Below are 22,629 nucleotides of genomic sequence, written 5' to 3' on the forward strand. Positions count from 1 at the left end.
TTCACCGGTGTCGGCTGCCCCTCAGGGGTGCCGTCCTCACTGCTTCCGTCGCGGTGCTGTTCTCGGGGACGGCGTGCTCGTCCGATGAAGCAAGCTATGAGCTCCCCACTGCGCTCTGCGGCATCGACGTTTCGCGGAGCGTACTGAAGCCGACGCTGCCGTCGGGGCAGAAACTCACCCAGCATCCGCAGTCGACAGGAACGACCAAACGCTGCCGTATCCACGTCGACGGCCGATCAGTTCTTTCGGTCAGTGTGGAACGGTGGGAAGGCGATACGACAGCGGAGCAGGTCGCCCAGTCCGCCCTGAGCGTCGACCCCTCAGACGCGAAGACCCGCGATGGTCTCTACATCTACTCGTCCACCGGTGCTGTCGGAAAGATCAACTGCCCCGCAGTTAAAGCGCGCCAGGAGTCGGCTTGGGCGTCCGTCAGGGTGTCGCGTACCGGTGTGGATGCGGAGGACATGCTCAGGCTCGTCAAGGAGTACGCCAAGGCCGAGGGTGAATCTTCCGACTGCGACCGTTGACGGCAACTCGATCCGGTCCGCGCGAGTACTCCGACGGGATGGCGAGCCTGGGAGGGTCGCCGACGCGTGTCACCTCCCGAAGGGTCCCATGAAGTCATCTGAGAAGGGCGAAGTGCCCCTCACCCCAACCGCTTAGTCAACGTGTACTCCGTAACCCCCGGTGGATAGTCCGGGATCACGCACACCACCTCGTAGCCCTGCTTCTTGTAGAAGTCGGGGGCCTGGAAGTCCCAGGTTTCCAGGCGGGAGGACTGGCAGCCGCGGTCGGTGTGGGCCGTGCGTTCGGCTTCCCTCAGGAGGCGGGAACCCAGGCCTGAGCCTCGGGCGTTCTCGTCGACCCACAGGTACGTGACGTGGAGCCAGGTCGCCCAGGTGTGGCCCACGAGGCCGCCCATGAGGGTGCCCGTGGCGTCGAGGGCCCAGATGTGCAGGGGCGTCTCCCGTTCGCCGAGGGTGCCGCGCAGTTCGCGCAGGACCGGTGAGGCCGCCGTGTTCGTGGCCCGCAGCCGGGAACGCAGCAATTGGGCTCGTTCTTTGTCGACTTCTGTCTCGATCCGAAACATGCGGCACACCATAAACGCGTTGGCCAACCAGTTCTGCAAATCACCTTCCGCTCCCGCCCCCCGGCCTTACCCTGATGAACAGCGCCGGTGGGGGCCGGTGCTGATCAGGGGGCGAGACAAGTCGGGTACGACGCCCGGAGTGGGGGTAGCGGTTCAGCACGGCGGCGGCCGTGCGGCTGCGGCGCCCCGTCCCAGGTGTAGACCGGGGAGCATTCCGGGCGCCGTACCCGCGCCGGGCGTCCCCCGACCAGTGGGGGTTTCAGTGGTTCGCATCCGAGTCCTGGTCGTCGACGACCACCGCATCTTCGCCGAGTCGCTCGCCGCGGCCCTCGCCGCCGAGCCCGACGTCGACGTGTCCGCGGCCGGCAGTGGCCCGGCCGCGCTGCGCTGCCTGGATCGCGCGGCGGCGGAAGGGCGCAAGTTCGACGTGCTGCTCGTCGACGCCGATCTGGGCGGGCACGGTCAGCCGCCCACCCTGCGCTCCGGCCACCTCCCCGGAGGGGCCGCCTACGGCTCGGGGGCGCAGATGGGGCCCGGGCGCGGGCCCGTCGCCGCCGTCTCCGGGCCGGTGCCCGTGCAGGACACCGGCGAGGACGGCCTCGTCGACGGCATATCCCTCGTCGCCGGTGTGCGGACAGGGCAGCCGACCGTACGGACCGTCGTGCTCGCCGAGAAGGACGACCCGCGCCGGGCCGCGCTCGCCCTCCAGGCGGGGGCCTCGGGATGGGTCGCCAAGGACTGCTCGCTCTCCCGGCTGCTCACCGTGATCCGCGGCGTGCTGCGCGACGAGACGCATCTGCCGCCCGCCCTCCTCACCGGCGTGCTCCGCGAACTGACCGCCGCCCGCAAGCACCGCACGGAAAGTGAGCGCCTCGTCGAGTCGCTCACTCCGCGTGAGCGGGAAGTGCTTCGGTGCATGGTGGCGGGCCTGGGGCGCAAAGCCGTCGCCGAGCGCCTGTTCCTGTCGCCCCACACCGTCCGCACGCATATGCAGAACGTCCTCGGCAAGCTGGGCGTCCACAGCACCCTCGCCGCCGTCGCGCTCGCCCGCCGGGCCGGCGTCGGGCCCGTCGACCTAGCCGGGGATGTTGTCGAACGGGGCGGTCAACTGGCGTAGCAGCCCGGCGAGTTCACCTCGCTGGGCCCGTGACAGCTCGGCCAGGATCGCTCGTTCCTGGTCGAGGAGTCCGGCGAGCGCCTGGTCCGCCCGGTCCCTGCCCTCGTCCGTCAGCCGCACGAGCACGCCCCGACGGTCACTGGGGTCCGGCAACCGCTCGACCAGCCCCTTCTTCGCCAGGCGGTCGATGCGGTTCGTCATCGTCCCGGAGGTCACGAGCGTCTGCGTCAGGAGTTGACCGGGGGAGAGCTGATACGGCGTACCCGCGCGCCGCAGCGCCGTCAGGACGTCGAACTCCCACGGCTCCAGCTGGTGCTCGGCGAACGCCAGCCTGCGCGCACGGTCCAGATGCCGGGCCAGTCTGCTCACCCGGCTGAGTACTTCAAGCGGCTCCACGTCGAGGTCGGGGCGCTCCCGGCGCCACGCTGCGACCAGCCGATCGACCTCGTCCTCCATGGCGATCAGTGTAGTGGTTGTGTCGATGTGAAGTCTCTTGGTGTCAAGAGTGTTGTTGTTGAGTTTCTTGACGTCGAGACACTTTCCGTACGAGAGTTGGGGATCCGGCCTTGAGGACCTACGAGGAGGTAGCCCGAACATGCCCCCCACCGGCCCCACCACCCCCACCTGGGACCCCCAGCAGTACCTGCGCCATGCCGGCCACCGAGCCCGCGCCTTCGTCGACCTCCTCGCCCATGTGCCCGAGCCGCCCGGCGGCGACCGCCCCCGCATCGCCGACCTCGGCTGCGGCCCCGGCAACGTCACGCTGCTGCTCGCGGACCGCTGGCCCGGCGCCCGCATCACCGGGTACGACAACTCGCCCGAGATGCTCGACAAGGCGCACGTCGACCACGAGGGCCCCACATCCGGCGGCGGCCACATCGACTTCGCCGCCGCCGACCTGCGCACCTGGGCGCCCACCGAGCCGTACGACCTGATCGTCAGCAACGCGACCTTCCAGTGGGTGCCCGGCCACCTCGACCGGTTCCCGGGCTGGGTGGACGCCCTCGTGCCGGGCGGCACCTTCGCCTTCCAGGTGCCCGGCAACTTCGACTCGCCCAGCCACCGCCTCATGCGGGAGCTCGCCCGGTCCGACCGGTGGCGGGACCGGCTCGGCGACACCCTCCGCCACGACGACGCCGTTCACATGCCCGCCGCGTATCTGGCCACGCTCGCCGACCTCGGCTGCGAGGTCGACGCCTGGGAGACGACGTACGTCCACCTCCTCCAGGGTGAGGACGCCGTGCTCGACTGGGTCACCGGGACAGGACTGCGGCCGATCCTCACGGAACTCGGCGACGACGCCGGCCCCTTCGTCGCCGAGTACCGCACCGCCCTCCGCGAGGCCTACCCGGCCACCCCCCACGGCACGGCCTTCCCCTTCCGCCGCATCTTCGTCGTCGCCCGGAAGCCGGGTGGTGAGGGGTAGGGCGGGGCCTGCCCCCACCCCAGCTCCGCCCGGTCCTCCGTACCCTTACCGCTGTGGAGGACGAGACCCTGGACGTCGATGTCGTCGATGTGCCGCAGCCGCGGCCGCAGTCGCTCGTGCTGGCCTTCTTCGGCAACCACGTCCTGGACCGCGGCGAGGGCGACCTCGGGGTGTACTCGGGAAGCATCATCGACGTCCTCGCACGCGTCGGCACCGGCGAGCAGGCGGTCCGGTCGACGCTGACGCGGATGGTGAACCGGGGGCTGCTGTGCCGGCAGCGCGAAGGACGGAAGATGTTCTTCGGCCTCACCCCGCACGCGAACCGCATCCTGCGCGACGGCGGACAGCGCATCTGGCGCGACGGCGCCGTCAACGAGGACTGGGACGGCACCTGGACCCTCCTCGGCTTCTCCCTCCCCGAGTCCTGGCAACGGCAACGCCACGACCTGCGCTCCCGGCTCACCTGGTCCGGGTTCGGGGCGCTCTACAGCGGTCTGTGGATCGCGCCGGGGCGTGTCGACGTACGGGGGATCGTCTCGGAGCTGGGGCTCGACGCCCATGTGAAGGTGTTCCACGCCCGCGCCGACGACTTCACCGACGTCGGGCTGATGATCCGCGAGAGCTGGGACCTGGAGGCCCTCGCCGCGCAGTACGTCGCCTTCGACAGACGCTGGACCGGCGCGGATCTCGCCGCCGCCGACCCGATCGCCACCCGGCTGCGGCTGGTCGCCGAGTGGCTGCGGATCATCCGGACCGACCCCCGGCTGCCCGTCCGGCACCTGCCGGAGGAGTGGCCCGCGCGACAGGCCCAGGAGACGTTCCGGCGCATCGCGGGACAGACGGAGGGGCCTGCCGCGCGGATGGCGGCGGAGGTGTTGGAGACGACGCCGCTGCGGTTGGCCTTGACGGGAACGCCGTAGCCCGCACGCGGGCCGGACGGCACGAGCCGAGCCGCTGCCGTCGCCCAAGGGGGTGGCGTGTGCGGTCTCGCGCGAGTGCGGGTTCGTCGTGGCTTGTCGCGCCGTTCCCCGCGCCCCTCAGGGGCACGCAGCCCCGGCCACGGAACGAGTCCTAGCTCTTGCGGTGGCCGATCAGGCGCGGCTTCTGTTCCAGGCCGTCCAAGCCGTGCCACGACAGGTTCACCAGGTGCGCGGCGACCTCCGCCTTCTTCGGGCGGCGGACGTCCAGCCACCACTGGCCGGTCAGGGCGACCATGCCGACCAGGGCCTGGGCGTACAGCGGGGCGAGCTTGGGGTCGAAGCCGCGGCTCTTGAACTCGCGGCCCAGGATGTCCTCCACCTGGGTGGCGATGTCGGAGATCAGGGACGCGAAGGAACCCGTCGACTGGGGGATCGGCGAGTCGCGGACCAGGATGCGGAAACCGTCCGTGTACTCCTCGATGTAGTCCAGAAGCGCGAAGGCCGCCTGCTCCAGCAGCTCCCGCGGATGGCCGGCGGTGAGGGAGCTGGTCACCATGTCCAGCAGGCGCCGCATCTCCCGATCCACCACCACCGCGTACAGGCCCTCCTTGCCGCCGAAGTGCTCGTACACCACCGGCTTGGAGACCCCCGCCTTCGCGGCGATCTCCTCCACCGACGTGCCCTCGAAGCCCTTCGCGGCGAAGAGGGTGCGGCCGATTTCCAGGAGTTGCTGACGGCGTTCGGCGCCCGTCATCCGGGTGCGGCGAGCACGCCGCGGCTTCTCATTGCTCGGGGTGCTGCTGGAGTCGGTCGCCACGGCGTCAATCATGCCGCCTCGGCGGGCGCCTTCCGGTGCTCGGAGCCGTCCTCACCCGTGATACGCCTGGAATCGATACGCGAGCGTGACGGCCAGCGCACGTCGTAGGCCCACCCCAGCTGTTCGAACCACCGGATCAGGCGGGCGGAGGAGTCCAGCTGGCCCCGTTCGACGCCGTGCCGTGCCGAGGTCGGGTCGGCGTGGTGCAGGTTGTGCCAGGACTCGCCGCAGGACAGGACCGCCAGCCACCACACGTTGCCCGAGCGGTCACGGGACTTGAACGGGCGCTTGCCGACCGCGTGGCAGATCGAGTTGATCGACCACGTCACATGGTGCAGCAGCGCCACCCGGACGAGGGAGCCCCAGAAGAACGCCGTGAACGCGCCCCACCAGGACATCGTCACCAGGCCCCCGATCAGCGCGGGCAGCGCGAGGGAGACCACCGTCCACAGGATGAACTGGCGCGAGATCGTCCGCAGCGCCTTGTCCTTGATCAGGTCCGGGGCGTACTTGTCCTGCGGGGTCTGCTCCTCGTCGAACATCCAGCCGATGTGGGCCCACCACAGGCCCTTGATCAGCGCCGGAACCGTCTCGCCGTAGCGCCACGGCGAGTGCGGGTCGCCCTCGGCGTCGGAGAACTTGTGATGCTTGCGGTGGTCGGCCACCCAGCGCACCAGCGGACCCTCCACGGCCATCGACCCGGCGATCGCCAGCGCGATCTTCAGCGGGCGCTTGGCCTTGAACGAACCGTGGGTGAAGTGCCGGTGGAAACCGATCGTGATGCCGTGGCAGCCCAGGTAGTAGAAGAACACCAGCAGACCGAGATCCAGCCAGCTCACGCCCCAGCCCCAGGCCAGCGGGACCGCCGCGAGCAGGGCCACGAACGGGACGGTGATGAAGAGGAGCAGCGTGATCTGCTCGATCGAGCGCTTCTGCTCGCCGCCCAGCGTCGCCGAGACGGCGGGGGAGTCGGACGTCGCGGAGTTCGGGGAGTCGTTCGCCTTCGGGGCGTCTTCGATCACATCGGAACTTGTGGTCATGGGGGCGTCCCCTAGGGGGTCGAGGGTGGAGAGAGGGGGAGTGCCTGTCGACGACAGGCTCGTGGGCCGCCTTACGGCATTCCCTACGGTTCCGTAACCTACGGCATCGTAAGTATCTCAGCGCGTCGCCCGGCGGCAAGAGCCCATCCCCTCGCGTCCTGGCATCCAGGGGACATCTGCTGCCACGGGGCCCAAAACGGGGGCTTCCGACCCCCATATCTGGCACTCAGTGCCGTCAACCGGACACCTGGCGGCCCGCGCGTGACACCGGCCACCTATCCTGGTGTCGGTCGGACAGCGCGGTCCGCTCTGATTCCTGCCCGGAAGCCAAGCCCACCAAGCGGCGCCTGCACCTCCTCGAGTCGCTGGGCCGCCCTCCGGGTTCCCTCCCAGACGAGCTTCAACACTGCAAGGAGCCGCACCTGTGAGCAGTGCCGACGACCAGACCACGACGGTCAGCAGCGAGCTGCGCGCCGACATCCGGCGCCTGGGCGACCTGCTCGGCGAAGCCCTCGTACGCCAAGAGGGCCCCGAACTCCTGGAGCTGGTCGAGCGCGTCCGCCGCCTGACCCGCGAAGACGGCGAAGCCGCCGCCGCACTGCTGCGCGGCACGGAACTGGAGACCGCCGCCAAGCTCGTACGGGCGTTCTCCACCTACTTCCACCTGGCCAACGTCACCGAACAGGTCCACCGCGGCCGCGAACTGAGGGCACGCCGTGCCGCCGAGGGCGGCCTCCTCGCCCGGACGGCGGACCGCCTCAAGGACGCCGACCCCGAACACCTGCGCGAAACGGTCCAGAACCTCAACGTCCGCCCGGTCTTCACCGCACACCCCACCGAAGCCGCGCGCCGGTCGGTCCTCAACAAGCTCCGGCGCATCGCCGCGCTCCTGGAGACCCCGGTCATCGAATCCGACCGCCGCCGCTACGACACACGACTGGCCGAGAACATCGACCTCGTCTGGCAGACCGACGAGCTGCGCGTCGTCCGCCCCGAACCCGCCGACGAGGCCCGCAACGCCATCTACTACCTCGACGAGCTGCACGCGAACGCCGTCGGCGACGTCCTGGAGGACCTCACCGCGGAACTGGAACGCGTCGGCGTCCAGCTCCCCGACCACACCCGCCCCCTCACCTTCGGCACCTGGATCGGCGGCGACCGCGACGGCAACCCCAACGTCACCCCCCAGGTGACCTGGGACGTCCTCATCCTCCAGCACGAACACGGCATCAACGACGCCCTCGACCTCATCGACGAGCTGCGCGGCTTCCTCTCCAACTCCATCCGCTACACCGGCGCCACCGAGGAACTCCTCTCCTCCCTCCAGGCCGACCTCGAAGCCCTCCCCGAGATCAGCCCCCGCTACAAGCGCCTCAACGCGGAGGAGCCCTACCGGCTCAAGGCCACCTGCATCCGGCAGAAGCTGGAGAACACCAAGCAGCGCCTCGCCAAGGGCACCCCGCACGAGCCCGGCCGCGACTACCTCGGCACCAGCGAGCTCCTCAAGGACCTCACCCTCATCCAGACCTCGCTGCGCGAGCACCGCGGCGGCCTCTTCGCCGACGGCCGCATGAACCGCACCATCCGCACCCTCGCCGCGTTCGGCCTCCAGCTCGCCACCATGGACGTCCGCGAACACGCCGACGCCCACCACCACGCCCTCGGCCAGCTCTTCGACCGCCTCGGCGAGGAGTCCTGGCGCTACGAGGACATGCCCCGCGAGTACCGGCACAAGCTCCTCGCCAAGGAGCTGCGCTCCCGCCGTCCCCTCGCCCCCACCCCGGCACCCCTCGACGCCGACGGCGCCAAGACCCTCGGCGTCTTCGAGACCGTCAAGAAGGCCCTGGAGGTCTTCGGCCCCGAGGTCATCGAGTCGTACATCATCTCCATGTGCCAGGGCGCCGACGACGTCTTCGCCGCCACCGTCCTCGCCCGCGAGGCCGGCCTCCTCGACCTCCACGCCGGCTGGGCGAAGATCGGCATCGTCCCCCTCCTGGAGACCACCGACGAGCTCAAGGCCGCCGACACCATCCTGGAGGACATGCTCGCCGACCCCTCCTACCGGCGGCTCGTCGCCCTGCGCGGCGACGTCCAGGAGGTCATGCTCGGCTACTCCGACTCCTCCAAGTTCGGCGGCATCACCACCAGCCAGTGGGAGATCCACCGCGCCCAGCGCCGCCTGCGCGACGTCGCCCACCGCTACGGCGTACGCCTGCGCCTCTTCCACGGTCGCGGAGGCACCGTCGGCCGCGGCGGCGGCCCCTCCCACGACGCGATCCTCGCCCAGCCCTGGGGCACCCTCGAAGGCGAGATCAAGGTCACCGAACAGGGCGAGGTCATCTCCGACAAGTACCTCGTGCCGTCCCTGGCCAGGGAGAACCTGGAACTCACCGTCGCCGCGACCCTCCAGGCGTCCGCCCTGCACACCGCGCCCCGCCAGTCCGTCGAGGCCCTCGCCCGCTGGGACGCCGCCATGGACGTCGTCTCCGACGCCGCCCACGCCGCCTACCGCGCCCTCGTCGAGGACCCGGACCTGCCGACCTACTTCCTCGCGTCGACGCCGGTGGACCAGCTCGCCGACCTGCACCTGGGCTCCCGGCCCTCCCGCCGCCCCGGCTCCGGCGTCTCCCTCGACGGACTGCGCGCCATCCCCTGGGTCTTCGGCTGGACCCAGTCACGGCAGATCGTCCCCGGCTGGTTCGGCGTCGGCTCCGGCCTCAAGGCGCTGCGCGAAGCCGGCCTCGACACCGTGCTGGAAGAGATGCACGAACAGTGGCACTTCTTCCGCAACTTCCTCTCCAACGTCGAGATGACGCTGGCCAAGACCGACCTGCGGATCGCCCAGCACTACGTCGACACCCTCGTCCCCGACGAGCTCAAGCACGTCTTCGACACCATCAAGGCCGAACACGAGCTCACCGTCCGCGAGGTCCTGCGCATCACCGGGGAGGAAAAGCTGCTCGACGCCAACCCCGTCCTCCAGCAGACCTTCTCCATCCGCGACGCCTACCTCGACCCCATCTCCTACCTCCAGGTCGCCCTCCTCAAGCGGCAGCGCGACGCGGCCGCCGCCGGCGAGACCCCCGACCCGCTCCTCGCCCGAGCCCTCCTGCTCACCGTCAACGGCGTGGCGGCGGGCCTGCGCAACACCGGCTGACCCCGGACACCCGGACACCCGGACACGGAAAAACGGTGCCCCCGTGGTCCTACGACCACGGGGGCACCGTCGTGTCGTTCTCAGGCGGACGGCCTCACAAAGCCACCCACGCCGCCGTGACCAGCGCGAGCCCCGCACCGCCCAGCACCCACGCCGAGCGACGCATCCGCAACCCGCCCGCCACGACCACCGAGGACAGCAGCAACGCGCCACCCAGCGGCACCCACGCGTGCAGCAGACCCGCCGGGCCCGTCCGCACCACATCACTGCTGCCCGGCTTCACGACGACCGAGTACGTCTCCCCCGTCCGCACCGCCACCGAGTGCTCGATGCTCACCCGCTGCCGCGCGGTCGACCCCGCCGACACCGGCTCGTACGGCCCCCAGCAGACCGTCGCCTCACACCGGGACACCGTCATCGTCCCCTGCTCGCGCCCCTTGCTCAGCATCACGTGCTGGGCGCAGCCCCACGAACCCCACACCCCGGCGACCAGGATCACCAACGCGACGACACCCATCGCCGCGAGCCGCCCGTACCGCAACGCGCTCGACGCACCACCCTTGCGCGGCAGCGCACGGGCGTGCCGCGAACGGGAAGCGGAGGCATGGCTGGCGGGCATGGCCGGGATCATTGGCCATGGCACCGCGGTCGGTCAACTCCCGCAGGGAAAACCGGACGAGGACGCAATCACGACTTGTCCGGATCCCTCCCGAACACGCCCTCAGGAGTTGTACGTCCCCTGTGCCCGCTCCAGCCCCTCGATCACCAGACACTCCACCGCGTCCGCCGCCCGGTCCACGAAGTAGTCCAACTCCTTGCGCTCCGCCGACGCGAAGTCCTTCAGCACGAAGTCCGCGACCGGCATCCGACCCGGCGGCCGCCCGATCCCGAACCGCGCCCGGTGATAGTCCGACCCCATCGCCTTCGTCATCGACTTCAGCCCGTTGTGACCGTTGTCACCACCGCCCAGCTTCAGCCGCAGCGTCCCGTAGTCGATGTCCAGCTCGTCATGGACGGCCACGATGTTGCCCACCGGCACCTTGTAGAAGTCCCGCAGCGCGTTCACCGGACCACCGGACAGATTCATGAACGACATCGGCTTCACCAGGACCACCCGCCGGCTCATCGGCCCCGGCGGCCCGATCCGCCCCTCCACGACCTGCGCCTGAGCCTTCCCGGCCCGCTTGAACCTCCCCCCGATCCGCTCGGCCAGCAGATCCACCACCATGAACCCGACATTGTGCCGATTCATGGCGTACTCGGGCCCGGGATTCCCCAACCCGGCGATCAACCAGGGGGCAGCGGGATCGGTCGTCACGTCCATGTCTCCATTCCTACGCGAACCAGCCGCCGCTCCCGCAAGGGAAACGGCGGCTGGATCAAGACTCGCAGTACCGCTGTCGCAGTACGGCTCAGGCCTCGGCGACCTCTTCGCCCTCGGCGCCCTCCTCCGAGGGCTCCTCCGCCTGCGCGGCCAGAACCTGGAGGACCACCGCGTCCTCCTCGACCGCCAGGGAGACACCCTTCGGCAGCGCGATGTCCTTCGCCAGGACGGACGCACCCGCCTCAAGGCCCTCGACCGAGACACTGACCGACTCGGGGATGTGCGTGGCCTCGGCCTCGACCGGCAGGGCGTTCAGGACGTGCTCCAGCAGGTTGCCACCCGGCGCCAGCTCACCCTCGGTGTGCACGGGGATCTCGACGTTGACCTTCTCGCCCTTCTTCACGAGCAGCAGGTCGACGTGCTCCAGGAAACCCTTGATCGGGTCACGCTGTACCGACTTCGGGATCGCCAGCTCGGAGGTCTTGCCGTCGATGTCCAGCGAGATCAGGACGTTCGGCGTACGCAGCGCCAGCAGCAGGTCGTGGCCCGGCAGCGTCAGGTGCAGCGGGTCGGAACCGTGACCGTACAGAACACCGGGAACCTTGGCGTCACGACGGATACGACGGGCGGCACCCTTGCCGAACTCGGTACGCGTCGACGCGGTGAGCTTCACCTCGGACATGATCACTCCTCGTAGAGATAGCAACGGACGTGGTCACCCGGCCACGAACGGCCTGCTACGAAGAGCGCGTCGATAACGGACCGCCGAACCCGCGCACAGAACGCGGACGGCCTCCCTCGCCGAGCAACTGCAGCAGTCTACTCGGCAAGGGAGGCCGCACCCAAAACGATCTCTACACGACCGCTCCGCGATCCCTACTGCTCGCCCTACTGCTCGTCGAACAGGCTCGTCACCGAACCGTCCTCGAACACCTCACGCACCGCGTTCGCGATCGTCGGCGCGATCGACAGCACCGTGATCTTGTCCAGCTCCAGCTCGCTCGGCGTCGGCAGCGAATTGGTGAACACGAACTCGCTGACCTTCGAGTTCTTCAACCGGTCGGCGGCCGGACCCGACAGCACACCGTGCGTCGCCGTCACGATGACGTCCTCCGCACCGTGCGCGAACAACGCGTCCGCCGCGGCGCAGATCGTCCCACCCGTGTCGATCATGTCGTCCACGAGGACACAGATACGGCCCTTGACCTCACCCACGACCTCATGCACCGTGACCTGGTTCGCCACGTCCTTGTCGCGCCGCTTGTGCACGATCGCCAGCGGCGCGCCCAGCCGGTCGCACCAACGGTCCGCCACCCGCACACGACCCGCGTCCGGGGACACCACCGTCAGCTTGCTCCGGTCCACCTTCGCGCCCACATAGTCCGCCAGCAGCGGCAGCGCGAACAGATGGTCCACCGGACCGTCGAAGAAGCCCTGGATCTGGTCCGTGTGCAGATCGACCGCCAGGATCCGGTCCGCACCCGCCGTCTTCATCAGATCCGCGATCAGACGCGCCGAGATCGGTTCACGACCACGGTGCTTCTTGTCCTGCCGCGCGTAACCGTAGAACGGCACGATCACCGTGATGGAGCGGGCCGACGCGCGCTTCAACGCGTCGATCATGATCAACTGCTCCATGATCCACTTGTTGATCGGAGCCGTGTGGCTCTGGATCAGAAAGCAGTCCGCACCACGCGCCGACTCCTGGTACCGCACATAGATCTCGCCATTGGCGAAGTCGAAGGCCTTCGTCGGGACGACCCCGACACCCAACTGCTGGGCGACCTCCTCGGCAAGCTCGGGGTGGGCGCGGCCGGAGAAGAACATCATCTTCTTCTCGCCGGTCGTCTTGATCCCGGTCACAGCACTGTCTCCTCAGAGGTGTCACAGCTGGGCATGGATGACCGCTCAGCTGGGGTGCGGGTGTGCACTTATCACGGTACGCCGTCCCCGACGCACCCGTTTCCGGTCAGCTTCCGCTTTCCGCCTCCCGAGCAGCCGCCTCGGCCGCCTTCGCCGCCGCGCTCCCCGGACGCTTACGAGCCACCCAACCCTCGATATTCCGCTGCTGGCCACGGGCCACGGCCAGCGAACCGGGCGGCACATCCTTCGTGATCACGGACCCGGCGGCGGTGTACGCGCCGTCCCCGACCGTGACGGGAGCCACAAACATGTTGTCCGAACCCGTCTTGCAGTGCGAGCCGACGGTCGTGTGATGCTTCTGCTCACCGTCGTAGTTCACAAAGACACTTGCCGCACCGATGTTCGAGTACTCGCCGATCGTCGCGTCGCCCACGTACGACAGATGCGGAACCTTCGTCCCCTCGCCGATCGATGCGTTCTTCGTCTCGACGTACGTACCGATCTTCGCCTTCAGACCCAGACGCGTACCCGGACGCAGGTACGCGTACGGCCCCACCGTCGCCTGCGGACCCACCTCCGCGCCGTCCGCCACCGTGTTGTCCACCCGCGCGCCGGCCCCGACCACCGTGTCCTTCAACCGCGCGTTCGGGCCGACCTCCGCACCCTCACCGAGATGCGTGGCACCGAGCAGCTGCGTACCGGGGTGGACCAGCGCGTCCTGCTCGAACGTCACCGTCACGTCGACCCACGTGGACGCCGGATCCACCACCGTCACACCCGCGAGCATCGCCTCGGTCAGCAACCGGTCGTTGAGGATCCGGCGCGCCTCGGCGAGCTGCACACGGTTGTTGATCCCAGCGATCTCCCGGTGATCCACCGCGACCGAGGCGCCCACCCGGTGCCCGGCCTCCCGCAGGATCCCCAGCACGTCCGTCAGGTACTCCTCGCCCTGGCTGTTGTCCGTCCGCACCTTCCCCAGCGCGTCCGCGAGCAGCTGACCGTCGAACGCGAACACACCCGAGTTGATCTCCTGGATCGCCCGCTGCGACTCCGTCGCGTCCTTGTGCTCCACGATCGCCGTCACGGCACCCGAGGCGCCGTCCCGCACGATGCGGCCGTAGCCGGTGGCGTCCGGGACCTCGGCCGTCAGCACGGTGACGGCGTTGCCGTCGGCCGCGTGGGTCTCGGCGAGGCGGCGGAGCGTCGCGCCGGTCAGCAGCGGGGTGTCGCCGCAGACCACGACGACGGTGCCGTCGATGCCGCCGCCGAGCTCCTCGAGGCCCATCCGTACGGCGTGCCCCGTGCCGTTCTGGTCCGCCTGGACCGCGGTGCGTACGCCCGGGTCGATCTCGGCGAGGTGCGCGGCGACCTTCTCGCGGGCGTGCCCCACGACGACGACCAGGTTCTCCGGGTCCAACTCGCGCGCGGCGGCGAGGACGTGGCCGACCAGGGAGCGGCCACAGATGCTGTGCAGAACCTTGGGTGTGGCCGACTTCATACGGGTGCCCTCACCCGCTGCGAGGACGACGACGGCTGCCGGGCGGGTTGCGCTCACGGGGATGCCCTTCGGCTGTGGATGAGTGGGGTGTGGACATCCGCAGGATACCGGGGGGCTGCGAGGGGGAAATGTGAGCGGGTCCTGACCCGTCTTGCTGGGTCAGGACCCGAACTGAGGTCTTGTGTGCTGTGGCTCCCGGAGAAGGATTCGAACCCTCATTCAACGGACCAAAACCGTTTGTCCTGCCCTTAGACGATCCGGGATGGTTCAGTCGCTATGCCCGATTTCCTAGATCGGAGGCGACGCCAGCCCCTACTATGCCGTACCAGGCACCCTCCATGCGACGGTACAGGTCGGCGCTCCCCAGCACGTAGATGATCAGGCAGCCTCGATATGCCTGAGAGGTGTTCTTCCTCCGTGTCGTCCTCGGGTTGTGCTTCTTGAGGCTGGCCTTCTGGAACACGGAGGGGGCCACGCCGACCAGCCCGGCCCAGAAGGCTACGGCCTCCGTCACGTCGGCCGACTCGTGAATGCTCACCCGGAAGCGGAGCCGCTCGCGCTCCACGCCCAGTGTGTCGAGCCAGCGCAGGAAGAAGGCGATGACGTTCGGGTCGCTGTTGATGAAGTGCAGCCTCTCGCGGCGGCAGTACGCCTTGTCCTTGGCGCCCTCCGCCCAGTAGAGGGCGACGCCCGCGAGGAAGACCTCTCGGTCGGACAGCTCGCCGACCGCGTGCATGGCGGCGGCTTTCGTCTGTCGACGTTCTTCCTCGCGGCGTTGCAGCCTGGCCTCCCAACCTCTCCTGGCGATGGCCGAAGCCTCCTCGGCGCTGCGCCTGCGCTCGGGCTTGGGCAGGTCGCGCACCCACAGGGAGATCGAGCTCTTCGAGCAGCCCAGTTCCACCTGGATCTGGTCGTACGTCCAGCCCTGGGTGCGAAGCTCTCTGGCCTTGGCGCGGAGGTCGTCCTTGGCGCGTGGGCGCTTCGTCCACTCGGGAGGGGGCTCGCCCTCCAGGAGGCGCTTGAGGAGGTCGTTGTTGTCGACGTGGAGGCGGTCGCGGATCTGTCGGCGGCTGAGGCCCGCCCGGCGCAGGGTGATCGCCTGGTCACGCAGGCCCTCGAAGTCGGCGTACTTGCCGTGGGGATGTGCCATGGGCTTACCGTCTGGGCGGAATGGGGGCTTCCGGGGTCGCACGGTGTGCGATTCAGTAGTTCGAGGGATACCGGGTGGTTTCGCTTCTGTTCGATTGGGCGGTGTGGTGTAGGCCAGTACGAGAAACTCGCCGGAAAAGCGGGGGCGCTCGAACGTAGGCTGGGGGTATGACCGCGACGGGGGAAGACCGCACCGGGGCCAGGATGGAGGGCCGCCCGGTCGGCCCGTGGTGGTGGGAGCGATGGCGGGGGGCCGTGCTCGACGGCGCGTTGGCGTTCGTGTCGGCGGTCGAGTGTTCGGTTGAGGGCGTGGAGTTCGCCCGGGACGCCGGGCTGCCCGCGTCCGTGGGGGTCGTCTTCGGCGCGCTCGCCGGTTCCGTGCTGCTGGTGCGGCGGATGTGGCCCGTCGCCGTGGTGCTGGTCTTCATCGCCGTCGCGCCGGCCCAGATGGGGTATCTGATGGGGCTCGTCGGGCTCTACACCCTGGCCGCGTCCGAGGCGCCGAGACGGATCATCGGGGCGCTGTCCGGGATGGCGTTCACCGGGGTGTTCATCGTGTGGTTCGTGCAGGCCACGCAGATCACCCGGGGCGAGGACGGCGGGGTGGGCGGGGACACCGTGGTCGGCGGCGCGGAGTGGTTCGCGCTGTTCCTGGCGCTGACGGTGGCGATCGGGCTGACGGCGCCGCCCGTGCTGCTGGGGCTGTACGTGGGGGCCCGGCGGCGGTTGATGGAGAGCCTGCGGGAGCGGGCGGACTCGTTGGAGCGGGAGCTTCAGCTGCTCGCGGAGCGGGCGGAGGAGCGGGCGGAGTGGGCCCGGGGCGAGGAGCGGACGCGGATCGCGCGGGAGATGCACGACGTGGTGGCGCACCGGGTGTCGTTGATGGTGGTGCACGCGGCGGCGTTGCAGGCGGTGGCGCGCAAGGACCCCGAGAAGGCCGTGAAGAACGCGGCGCTGGTGGGCGACATGGGGCGGCAGGCGTTGACCGAGCTGCGGGAGATGCTCGGGGTGCTGCGGTCGGGGGAGGGGTTCTCGACGGTGCGGTCCGCCGAGCCGGCGTCGGTGCCGTTGGCGGCGGTGGGGGCGGCCGCGGCGGCCGCTGCTTCGCGGGCGGAGGACGAGGTGGGGGAGGGGCCCTGTCTCGCGGAGCTGGAGGTGCTGGTGGGGCAGTCGGCGGCCGCGGGGATGGTCGTGGAGCTGTCGGTGGAGGGGGAGGTGCGGGTGTATGCGGCCGAGGTGGAGCAGACGGCGTACCGGGTGGTGCAGGAGGCGTTGACCAACGTCCACAAGCACGCGGCGGGGGCGAAGACGCATGTGCGGCTCGCGCACCGTTCGGCGGAGATCGCGATGCAGGTGGAGAACGGGCCGCCGCCGGAGCCGGGGGCGGCGGGGGCCGCGCGGCTGCCCAGCGGCGGGAACGGGCTGCTCGGGATGAAGGAGCGGGTGGCCGAGCTGGGGGGCGTGTTCGTGTCGGGGCCGACGGACGCGGGGGGTTTCCGGGTGTCGGCGGTCATACCGGCGTAGCGCTCCGTGTGGGGCGCGGTGCAGGAGCGTGTGTCGCCCCGGCGGCAGGACGGCTGCCCGCTGCTCGCCGCCTGAGGCCGGCAGTCGCTCAGCCGGCTGTCAGGCGGGTCGGGGCCGTGCCTGTGAGGAGGGTCGTGAGGGCCGCGTCGATGTGGGGGCCCAGGTACCAGTCGCCGGTGTGGTCGAGGGCGTAGGCGCGGCCGTCGGTGTCGATGGCGAGCAGCGCGCGGGTGGCGGTCTCGTGGCCGAGGGGGCAGACCTCGGTGTCGAGGGCGCGGCCGAGGTCGCCGAGGGTGCGGGCCATGTGGAGGCCGTGCAGGGGGTCGAGGTGGAGGTCGACGGGGGCGAGTTGGCGGCCGGGGCCTTGTGAGGTGAGGCGGAGGCCGCCGAATTCGGCCCAGGCCTCGACCGCGGCCGGGAAGACCGCGTGACGGTGTCCCGCGGGCGAGGTGTGCTCGCGCAGGGTGTCGGCCCAGAACTCGGCCTGCTTTATGTCCCAGCGTCCGGGCTGCCAGCCGGCGGCGCGCAGGGCGGCGTCGACGGGTACGGAGAAGCGCGTGGTGGAGGTGCGGTCGGTGTGCATCTGCCCTTTGTTCGTCGGGGGGTTCGTCGGCGGCTCGGCTGGGGGTCGGTGCGGGGTGTCGAGGGTCTCCAGGTGTCCGGGGTGCGTGGGGCGTGTATGTGCTCGCGTAGCTGGTGACGTGTCGGATGGGGGCGGTGGTTCCGGGGGGTTCCGGTGAGTCCGTCCGGCTCGGCCGGGTTTCCTCCGGGTGGCTTCCCTCAGTACTCCCGGTGCGGGGCTCCCGTTCAGTTGCCCTCGGTCGGGTCGACGATGCGGACGCCGAAGTGGGCGCTGAGGGCGGTGCAGGAGCGGCAGGGGGTGGCGAAGCCGCCGTGGAGGGGGTCGCCGTCCTCGCGGATGTGGCGAGTGGTGAGTTTGGCGTGCTTGAGGACCTTGCGGGCCTCGCCGTTGGTCATGGGTCTGCGGGCGGCGCGCTTGCTGCGGGCGGCGTCGGCGGTGGTGATGAGGCGGGAGATGAGGATGGCCTCGGCGCAGCGGCCGGTGAAGCGGTCGCGTTGCGCGGTGGCGAGGGAGTCGAGGAACTCCTGGACGAGGGGGTGCAGGGGCGGGGCGTGGTCGCCGCGCGCCGCGGTGCCGGTGAGGGTCTCACCGCGTACGGAGAGGGCGGCGGCGACGGTGGGCAGGATGCCGTCGCGGCGGTGGAGGAGGGCGGGGGTGTGCGGTAGTTCGGTGGCGCTCCAGCCGATGCGCGGATCACCCGAGGGTCCTGCCTGCGTCGTGCTCATGATCGTCATCCCCTCCTGTCGCATCCCCCGTCAGCGGACACAGAGTGCCAAACGGCGTGGCCGGTGTGGAAGCTGGGGCGGTGCGACACGCCCGGGCTTCGGCACACGGTGAGGGTGGTGTGACGGCTGGTCACGGAAGCGGAGGGCCGGTGACCGGGGTCGCCGTACCGCATAGGCTGTCGACAACCGCGATCCGTGCGGGTCCCGCGTTCGAGTGCGGGTCCGGGGCGGGTCGGGGAGTGTGAAGGGGCCTTTGACGGGCCTTTTTTCACTGCCAGTGGTCAGTCCGTACAGACGCCATGACCAGTCAGCCAGCACAGTCAGCCAGTACCAGAACAGGTCGAGAACGCCGCAGGGGGCTACCGCCATGACGACAGGTCGGCTCGGGCAGCAAGCCGCGCCGCCGAACGCGGCCTACGCCGGGCAGGTCGTGCAGTTTCCGGACCCGGTCCGGGCCGCGCGTCATCCGAGGGGTGTCCGTGTGGACGCGCACGGCTATCCGGATTTCTCGCCCTACGCGCGTGCCGCGGCGGAGATCGCCGATCCCCCGGAGGGGTTCGGGGTGGACGAGCTGCGGTTGACGGACTACGTGTCGGCGAACGCGGCGCTGGCGGCGTCGGGGCACGCGTTGTGGGACACGATTCCGCCGGTGGCGACGCCGCACGGCTGGACGTGGCATCACGTGGTGGGCAGTCGGCGGCTGGAGTTGGTGCCGGTCGAGGTGAAGGCGCTGCTGCGGCACCACGGGGGTATCGCGACGGCGCGGGTCGACCAGGGCAAGCGGGGCACGCGGCCGTTGCAGGAGACGCGGCCGGCGCACTTCGGGTTGCCGAAGTCGTCGGCGGTGGCGGTGACGGAGTCGCAGGTGCAGGGGGTCGAGGAGGACCTCGGGTACCGGTTGCCGGGCGCGTACCGGTCGTTCCTGAAGGCGGCGGGCGGTTGCGCTCCCGTGGGGGCGGCGCTGGACGCGGAGTTGGGGCTGCTGGTGGACCAGCCGTTCTTCACGGTGCGGGACGAGGCGGCGATCAATGACCTGGTGTACGTCAACAAGTGTCTGCGGGACCATCTGACCAAGGACTACCTGGCGGTGGCGTTCGCGCAGGGCGGGCTGGTCGCGGTGAAGGTGAAGGGTGACCGGATCGGGTCGGTGTGGTTCTGCGCGTACGACGACGCCCGTGATGTGGATCCGTCCTTGCCGCCGGCCGAGCGGGTGGAGCGGCTGCTGCTCCCCGCCGGTGAGGACTTCGACGTGTTCCTGTCCCGGTTGGCGGGCAATCCGCCGGAGTTGGAGACGGTGGCGAATCTGATGGTGGACGGTGGGTTCGCCCGTGCCGTGCCGGTCGCCGCAACGTCCTCGGTGGGGGAGTGAGTTCTCGATGGTGACGTTCGCTCAGGCGCAGGAGCGCGCCGAGGAGTGGATCAACGGTGATCTGCCCGCGTATCAGCACCGTGAGGTGCGGGTGCGGGAGTTCGACCTGGGGTTCGTGGTGTGGGCGGAAGACCGGGCGGACGGTCCGCGGTCCGACGGCGGTGCGCAGCGGCTGGTGATCGCCCGGGACAGCGGGGAGGCCACGTTGTGGCCGTCGCTGCCGGTGGGTGAGGTGATCCGCCGTTACGAGGAGGAGTACGGCCGGACGGAGGTGCCGCCCGCCGAGGCGCCGGCTCCTCCGGCGCGGGTGGATCTGAACCAGACGTCGTTCCTGCTGACTCCGCCGGAGTGGTTGCAGGACGCGGCGGACCGGATGGGCATCCCGGACCGCCGTTCGGGCGCCGGGGCTGGTGCCGGTTCGGCTGCCGGCTCCGCTGCTGGTGCTGGTGCTGGTGCCGCTGCCGGTGGGTCGGACGGTGCCGGGTCGCGTCCGGCGGGCTCCGTGGCCGGTGGTGGGATGCCGGAGACGTTGGCCGGGCCGTCGGGTCCGCCCTCCCCGTCCTCCCCGGCGTCGGTCGGCGGGGCGCCGGTGCCGGCGGACGCCACGCCGTGGCCGGCGGCCGCGTCGGCGGAGGACGAGGTGCGGGACGCGGTGCCGCCGCCGAGGGACGCCGAGCCGCATGACGCGGTGCCGGGTGTGCCGGACGGGGCGACGCCGTGGGCCGGTACGGACACCAACGCCGAGATCGAGGACGACCGTTCGGTGCCGCTGCCGGACACGGTGTTCGCGCCGCAGCTGACCGAGGTGAGCGACGAGGACGACGCCCCGCCGCCCAGTGCCCTGCCCGAGGCCAAGACCGCGCTGATCACCGGTGGCAGCCAGCTCCCGCGTACGGCCGTGGCTCCTGTGCTGGACCCGTCGGGGCAGCCGCAGCCGCAGCCGCCGGCCGGTCCGGCGACGCCGCCGCCGGGTACGCCGTCGTACGGGTATCCGCAGGGTGGCCCGCAGGGTCCGGGGACTCCGCCGCCCGGCGCCCCGTCGTACGGGTATCCGCAGGGAGGCCCGCAGGGGCCCGGTACTCCGCCGCCGGGGCGTCCGTTGGCGCCGCACGCCGGGGACATCGCCGACGCGGCGACGAGCAAGGCGGCGCCGCCCCCGCGCAGGGGAGGCAGGAGCGGTGGTCCGGGTACGCCGCCGCCCCCGCCGGGGCTGCCGGGTGCGCCGGGTGCCCGTCCGGGCGCGACGCCCCCGCCGTCCGCTCCGGCCGGCGCGTATGTGCCGACGCAGATGGTGTCCGCCCTCGGCCCGGATGGGCCCCCGGGTCAGCCGGGTGCGCCTGGTGCTCCCGGTGCGCCGAATCCGCCGGGGGGTACGCCCGCCGGTGGGGTGCATCATGCGGCGACGATGCTGGCCGGGCCCGCCGTAGGGGGGCCCGGCGCTCCGCAGCCGCCCGGCGTTCCGGGTGCTCCGGGTCAGCCGGGTGCGCCCGGCGCTCCTGGTGCTCCTGGGGCGCCGAATCCGCCGGGGGGTACGCCCGCCGGTGGGGTGCATCATGCGGCGACGATGCTGGCCGGGCCCGCCGTGGGCGGTCCGGGGGCTCCGCTGCCGCCGGGTGCTCCCGGTGCTCCGGGGCAGCCCGGCACCCCGTCCGGTGGCCCCGCTCCGGTGCATCACGCCGAGACGATGCTGGCCGGGCCCGCGGTGGGCGGTCCCGGTGCGCCCGGCATGCCGCAGCCGCCCGGCCCACCCGGTGTGCCGCCGGGCCCGCAGGGCATGCCCGGGCAGCCGGGTCACCCTGGTCGTCCCGGGCAGCCGGGTCACCCCGGGCAGCCGATGGGTGGTCCGCCGGCGTACGGGTATCCGCAGCAGCCGACGGGGCAGCCGACCGTGGGTCCCGGCTACCAGGCCGTCCTGCGGTACCGCGCGCCCGACGGCTCCGAGCAGCAGGTGATCCGGCGTTCCGCGCCGGGCACCCCGCACCCGGAGTGGCAGATCTTCCACGAGCTGCGCGGGCTGAACATTCCGCCGGAGGCGGTGCTGGAGCTGCACACGGAGCTGGAGTCGTGCGAGCTGCCGGGCGCCTACTGCGCGCGGATGATCCGTGAGCAGTGGCCGAACGCGCGCATCACGTCCATCGCCCCGTACGGCAAGGACCACGCGAGCCGGCAGCAGGGCATGGCGCAGCTCCTGGCGCACCAGGGCGAGTTGCACCAGGTCGCGGACGGTCCGGCGCGACTCGCGCCGGTGCGTGCGCCGTTGCCGCCGGTGCAGCCGGCGCCGCCGATCCCGCCGGAGGCGATCGGGCAGGAGTTGGCGGCGGCGTTCGGGCCGGGGGTGTTCCGGTTCGACCAGCAGGCGGTGTCGCGGCAGGGCGTGCCGCCGATCGTGGCGCACACGCTGGTGGTGGCCGGACTGCCGGTGGACATGGGCCCGTTCTTCTGGGCGCAGGCCCAGCCGGGCCGTCCGGTGCCGACGCTGGCGGAGCTGGCGCAGGAGCGGGGTGTGCGGCCGGCGGCGGACGCGGGCTCGTACCTGGTGATGGGCAGCGACTTCGGCAAGGCGCTGTGTGTGCAGTACGGCACGGCGAACATCGTGGCGGTGCCGGTGGAGGCGGGGCCGGGCGGTGCGCCCGTACCGCCGCAGTTCGTGAACACCGGGCTGCCGGAGTTCACGCGCTGCCTGGCGCTGCTGGGCCGGATGTGGCGGCTGCGGTTCGGGCTGAACCAGGAGCAGGCGGGCCGCTGGACCGTCGACTTCCAGGCGCAGCTGGCCGCCCTGGACCCGGCGGCGCTCGGCTCGCCGGAGAGCTGGTGGTCGGTGCTGCTGGAGCAGATGTGGGACGGCCTGCTGTGAGCCGCGGCCGCTGACGTCGGCGGCGTGAACATGAGGGGCCGGGCCCGGTCGTACGACCGGGCCCGGCCCCTCGGCGTTGTCAGCCGTGTCGCGTGACCCGCTTCCGCCGCCCGGACCCTCGCCCGGAGTGTCGTGTTGTGAACACGTCTGTCGGATCCATCAAGATATGCGCC

The 22,629-nt window shown here is 70.9% G+C and carries 20 protein-coding genes and 1 tRNA gene; 8 read left to right on the plus strand and 13 right to left on the minus strand.

Annotated features, from left to right (window positions below; genetic code table 11):
• Window positions 1-53 precede the first annotated feature (53 nt).
• Entirely contained in the window at window positions 54-527 is a 474-nt protein-coding gene (locus tag ACZ4Z3_RS29640; protein ID WP_468503903.1) for a hypothetical protein, read from the plus strand.
• Window positions 528-646: 119 nt separating this feature from the next.
• On the opposite strand, the gene ACZ4Z3_RS29645 is transcribed toward ACZ4Z3_RS29640, so the two are convergent.
• On the minus strand, window positions 647-1,102 hold the full coding sequence (locus ACZ4Z3_RS29645; protein WP_468504040.1) for a GNAT family N-acetyltransferase: 456 nt from the start codon (window positions 1,100-1,102) through the stop codon (window positions 647-649).
• A gap of 250 nt (window positions 1,103-1,352) precedes the next feature.
• Here ACZ4Z3_RS29645 and ACZ4Z3_RS29650 point away from each other — a divergent pair, with 250 nt between their 5' ends.
• The gene (locus ACZ4Z3_RS29650; protein ID WP_468503904.1) at window positions 1,353-2,207 is read left to right on the plus strand and encodes a LuxR C-terminal-related transcriptional regulator; all 855 of its coding nucleotides are present in this window, start codon (window positions 1,353-1,355) and stop codon (window positions 2,205-2,207) included.
• Here the strand turns inward: ACZ4Z3_RS29650 and tamR are convergent.
• Entirely contained in the window at window positions 2,166-2,663 is a 498-nt protein-coding gene (tamR, locus tag ACZ4Z3_RS29655; RefSeq protein WP_055712124.1) for a MarR family transcriptional regulator TamR, read from the minus strand. The genes ACZ4Z3_RS29650 and tamR overlap by 42 nt on opposite strands.
• A gap of 139 nt (window positions 2,664-2,802) precedes the next feature.
• Here tamR and ACZ4Z3_RS29660 point away from each other — a divergent pair, with 139 nt between their 5' ends.
• The gene (locus ACZ4Z3_RS29660) at window positions 2,803-3,633 is read left to right on the plus strand and encodes a trans-aconitate 2-methyltransferase (RefSeq protein ID WP_468503905.1); all 831 of its coding nucleotides are present in this window, start codon (window positions 2,803-2,805) and stop codon (window positions 3,631-3,633) included.
• A gap of 53 nt (window positions 3,634-3,686) precedes the next feature.
• Entirely contained in the window at window positions 3,687-4,553 is an 867-nt protein-coding gene (locus ACZ4Z3_RS29665; protein WP_468503906.1) for a PaaX family transcriptional regulator, read from the plus strand.
• 151 nt (window positions 4,554-4,704) lie between these two features.
• Here the strand turns inward: ACZ4Z3_RS29665 and ACZ4Z3_RS29670 are convergent, their stop codons facing one another.
• Both ACZ4Z3_RS29670 and ACZ4Z3_RS29675 read right to left on the minus strand, forming a co-directional pair.
• Entirely contained in the window at window positions 4,705-5,382 is a 678-nt protein-coding gene (locus tag ACZ4Z3_RS29670; RefSeq protein ID WP_055539988.1) for a TetR/AcrR family transcriptional regulator, read from the minus strand.
• The gene (locus ACZ4Z3_RS29675) at window positions 5,379-6,410 is read right to left on the minus strand and encodes an acyl-CoA desaturase (protein WP_468503907.1); all 1,032 of its coding nucleotides are present in this window, start codon (window positions 6,408-6,410) and stop codon (window positions 5,379-5,381) included. The genes ACZ4Z3_RS29670 and ACZ4Z3_RS29675 overlap by 4 nt, the downstream gene beginning before the upstream one ends.
• A 424-nt stretch (window positions 6,411-6,834) precedes the next feature.
• On the opposite strand from ACZ4Z3_RS29675, the gene ppc reads away from it, so the two are divergent.
• Window positions 6,835-9,567, plus strand: a complete 2,733-nt coding sequence (gene ppc / locus ACZ4Z3_RS29680; protein WP_468503908.1) for a phosphoenolpyruvate carboxylase — start codon at window positions 6,835-6,837, stop codon at window positions 9,565-9,567.
• A 94-nt stretch (window positions 9,568-9,661) separates the two neighbouring features.
• On the opposite strand, the gene ACZ4Z3_RS29685 is transcribed toward ppc, so the two are convergent.
• From ACZ4Z3_RS29685 to ACZ4Z3_RS29715, 7 genes are all read right to left on the minus strand, one after another.
• Complete coding sequence (locus ACZ4Z3_RS29685; RefSeq protein ID WP_468503909.1) at window positions 9,662-10,186, minus strand: hypothetical protein; 525 nt, start codon at window positions 10,184-10,186, stop codon at window positions 9,662-9,664.
• 102 nt (window positions 10,187-10,288) lie between these two features.
• A complete protein-coding gene (pth, locus tag ACZ4Z3_RS29690) occupies window positions 10,289-10,891 on the minus strand; it encodes an aminoacyl-tRNA hydrolase (RefSeq protein ID WP_468503910.1) in 603 nt (200 codons plus the stop codon).
• Between the two features lie 88 nt (window positions 10,892-10,979).
• Window positions 10,980-11,573: a 50S ribosomal protein L25/general stress protein Ctc gene (locus ACZ4Z3_RS29695; protein WP_055541138.1), complete on the minus strand. Its 594-nt coding sequence runs from the start codon at window positions 11,571-11,573 to the stop codon at window positions 10,980-10,982.
• 206 nt (window positions 11,574-11,779) lie between these two features.
• The gene (locus ACZ4Z3_RS29700; RefSeq protein ID WP_055522386.1) at window positions 11,780-12,754 is read right to left on the minus strand and encodes a ribose-phosphate diphosphokinase; all 975 of its coding nucleotides are present in this window, start codon (window positions 12,752-12,754) and stop codon (window positions 11,780-11,782) included.
• Window positions 12,755-12,860: 106 nt separating this feature from the next.
• Entirely contained in the window at window positions 12,861-14,309 is a 1,449-nt protein-coding gene (glmU, locus tag ACZ4Z3_RS29705) for a bifunctional UDP-N-acetylglucosamine diphosphorylase/glucosamine-1-phosphate N-acetyltransferase GlmU (RefSeq protein WP_468503911.1), read from the minus strand.
• A 132-nt stretch (window positions 14,310-14,441) separates the two neighbouring features.
• A tRNA-Gln gene (locus ACZ4Z3_RS29710) sits at window positions 14,442-14,515 on the minus strand.
• Window positions 14,516-14,526: 11 nt separating this feature from the next.
• Window positions 14,527-15,402 carry a hypothetical protein gene (locus tag ACZ4Z3_RS29715; protein WP_468503912.1) on the minus strand — a complete coding sequence of 292 codons (876 nt, stop codon included), beginning with the start codon at window positions 15,400-15,402 and terminating at the stop codon, window positions 14,527-14,529.
• 167 nt (window positions 15,403-15,569) lie between these two features.
• Here ACZ4Z3_RS29715 and ACZ4Z3_RS29720 point away from each other — a divergent pair, with 167 nt between their 5' ends.
• Window positions 15,570-16,925 carry a sensor histidine kinase gene (locus ACZ4Z3_RS29720; RefSeq protein WP_468503913.1) on the plus strand — a complete coding sequence of 452 codons (1,356 nt, stop codon included), beginning with the start codon at window positions 15,570-15,572 and terminating at the stop codon, window positions 16,923-16,925.
• 88 nt (window positions 16,926-17,013) lie between these two features.
• Here the strand turns inward: ACZ4Z3_RS29720 and ACZ4Z3_RS29725 are convergent, their stop codons facing one another.
• Together ACZ4Z3_RS29725 and ACZ4Z3_RS29730 are read right to left on the minus strand one after the other, a co-directional pair.
• Window positions 17,014-17,508 carry an SUKH-3 domain-containing protein gene (locus ACZ4Z3_RS29725; RefSeq protein WP_055716836.1) on the minus strand — a complete coding sequence of 165 codons (495 nt, stop codon included), beginning with the start codon at window positions 17,506-17,508 and terminating at the stop codon, window positions 17,014-17,016.
• Between the two features lie 224 nt (window positions 17,509-17,732).
• On the minus strand, window positions 17,733-18,242 hold the full coding sequence (locus tag ACZ4Z3_RS29730; protein ID WP_468503914.1) for a YwqJ-related putative deaminase: 510 nt from the start codon (window positions 18,240-18,242) through the stop codon (window positions 17,733-17,735).
• Window positions 18,243-18,600: 358 nt separating this feature from the next.
• On the opposite strand from ACZ4Z3_RS29730, the gene ACZ4Z3_RS29735 reads away from it, so the two are divergent.
• Together ACZ4Z3_RS29735 and ACZ4Z3_RS29740 are read left to right on the plus strand one after the other, a co-directional pair.
• The gene (locus ACZ4Z3_RS29735; RefSeq protein WP_099970385.1) at window positions 18,601-19,602 is read left to right on the plus strand and encodes an SMI1/KNR4 family protein; all 1,002 of its coding nucleotides are present in this window, start codon (window positions 18,601-18,603) and stop codon (window positions 19,600-19,602) included.
• A gap of 7 nt (window positions 19,603-19,609) precedes the next feature.
• A complete protein-coding gene (locus ACZ4Z3_RS29740) occupies window positions 19,610-22,456 on the plus strand; it encodes an SUKH-4 family immunity protein (RefSeq protein ID WP_468503915.1) in 2,847 nt (948 codons plus the stop codon).
• The last annotated feature ends 173 nt before the right edge of the window (window positions 22,457-22,629 follow it).

This window comes from Streptomyces sp. NPDC030296 (genome assembly GCF_055572815.1).

Bases quoted from the DNA above. Each gene is read 5' to 3' on its own strand.
- ACZ4Z3_RS29645 (WP_468504040.1), bottom strand. From the start codon at position 1,102: ATGGTGTGCCGCATGTTTCGGATCGAGACAGAAGTCGACAAAGAACGA.
- tamR (WP_055712124.1), bottom strand. From the start codon at position 2,663: ATGGAGGACGAGGTCGATCGGCTGGTCGCAGCGTGGCGCCGGGAGCGC.
- ACZ4Z3_RS29660 (WP_468503905.1), top strand. From the start codon at position 2,803: ATGCCCCCCACCGGCCCCACCACCCCCACCTGGGACCCCCAGCAGTAC.
- ACZ4Z3_RS29670 (WP_055539988.1), bottom strand. From the start codon at position 5,382: ATGATTGACGCCGTGGCGACCGACTCCAGCAGCACCCCGAGCAATGAG.
- ACZ4Z3_RS29675 (WP_468503907.1), bottom strand. From the start codon at position 6,410: ATGACCACAAGTTCCGATGTGATCGAAGACGCCCCGAAGGCGAACGAC.
- ACZ4Z3_RS29685 (WP_468503909.1), bottom strand. From the start codon at position 10,186: ATGCCCGCCAGCCATGCCTCCGCTTCCCGTTCGCGGCACGCCCGTGCG.
- pth (WP_468503910.1), bottom strand. From the start codon at position 10,891: ATGGACGTGACGACCGATCCCGCTGCCCCCTGGTTGATCGCCGGGTTG.
- ACZ4Z3_RS29695 (WP_055541138.1), bottom strand. From the start codon at position 11,573: ATGTCCGAGGTGAAGCTCACCGCGTCGACGCGTACCGAGTTCGGCAAG.
- ACZ4Z3_RS29715 (WP_468503912.1), bottom strand. From the start codon at position 15,402: ATGGCACATCCCCACGGCAAGTACGCCGACTTCGAGGGCCTGCGTGAC.
- ACZ4Z3_RS29720 (WP_468503913.1), top strand. From the start codon at position 15,570: ATGACCGCGACGGGGGAAGACCGCACCGGGGCCAGGATGGAGGGCCGC.
- ACZ4Z3_RS29725 (WP_055716836.1), bottom strand. From the start codon at position 17,508: ATGCACACCGACCGCACCTCCACCACGCGCTTCTCCGTACCCGTCGAC.
- ACZ4Z3_RS29730 (WP_468503914.1), bottom strand. From the start codon at position 18,242: ATGACGATCATGAGCACGACGCAGGCAGGACCCTCGGGTGATCCGCGC.
- ACZ4Z3_RS29735 (WP_099970385.1), top strand. From the start codon at position 18,601: ATGACGACAGGTCGGCTCGGGCAGCAAGCCGCGCCGCCGAACGCGGCC.
- ACZ4Z3_RS29740 (WP_468503915.1), top strand. From the start codon at position 19,610: ATGGTGACGTTCGCTCAGGCGCAGGAGCGCGCCGAGGAGTGGATCAAC.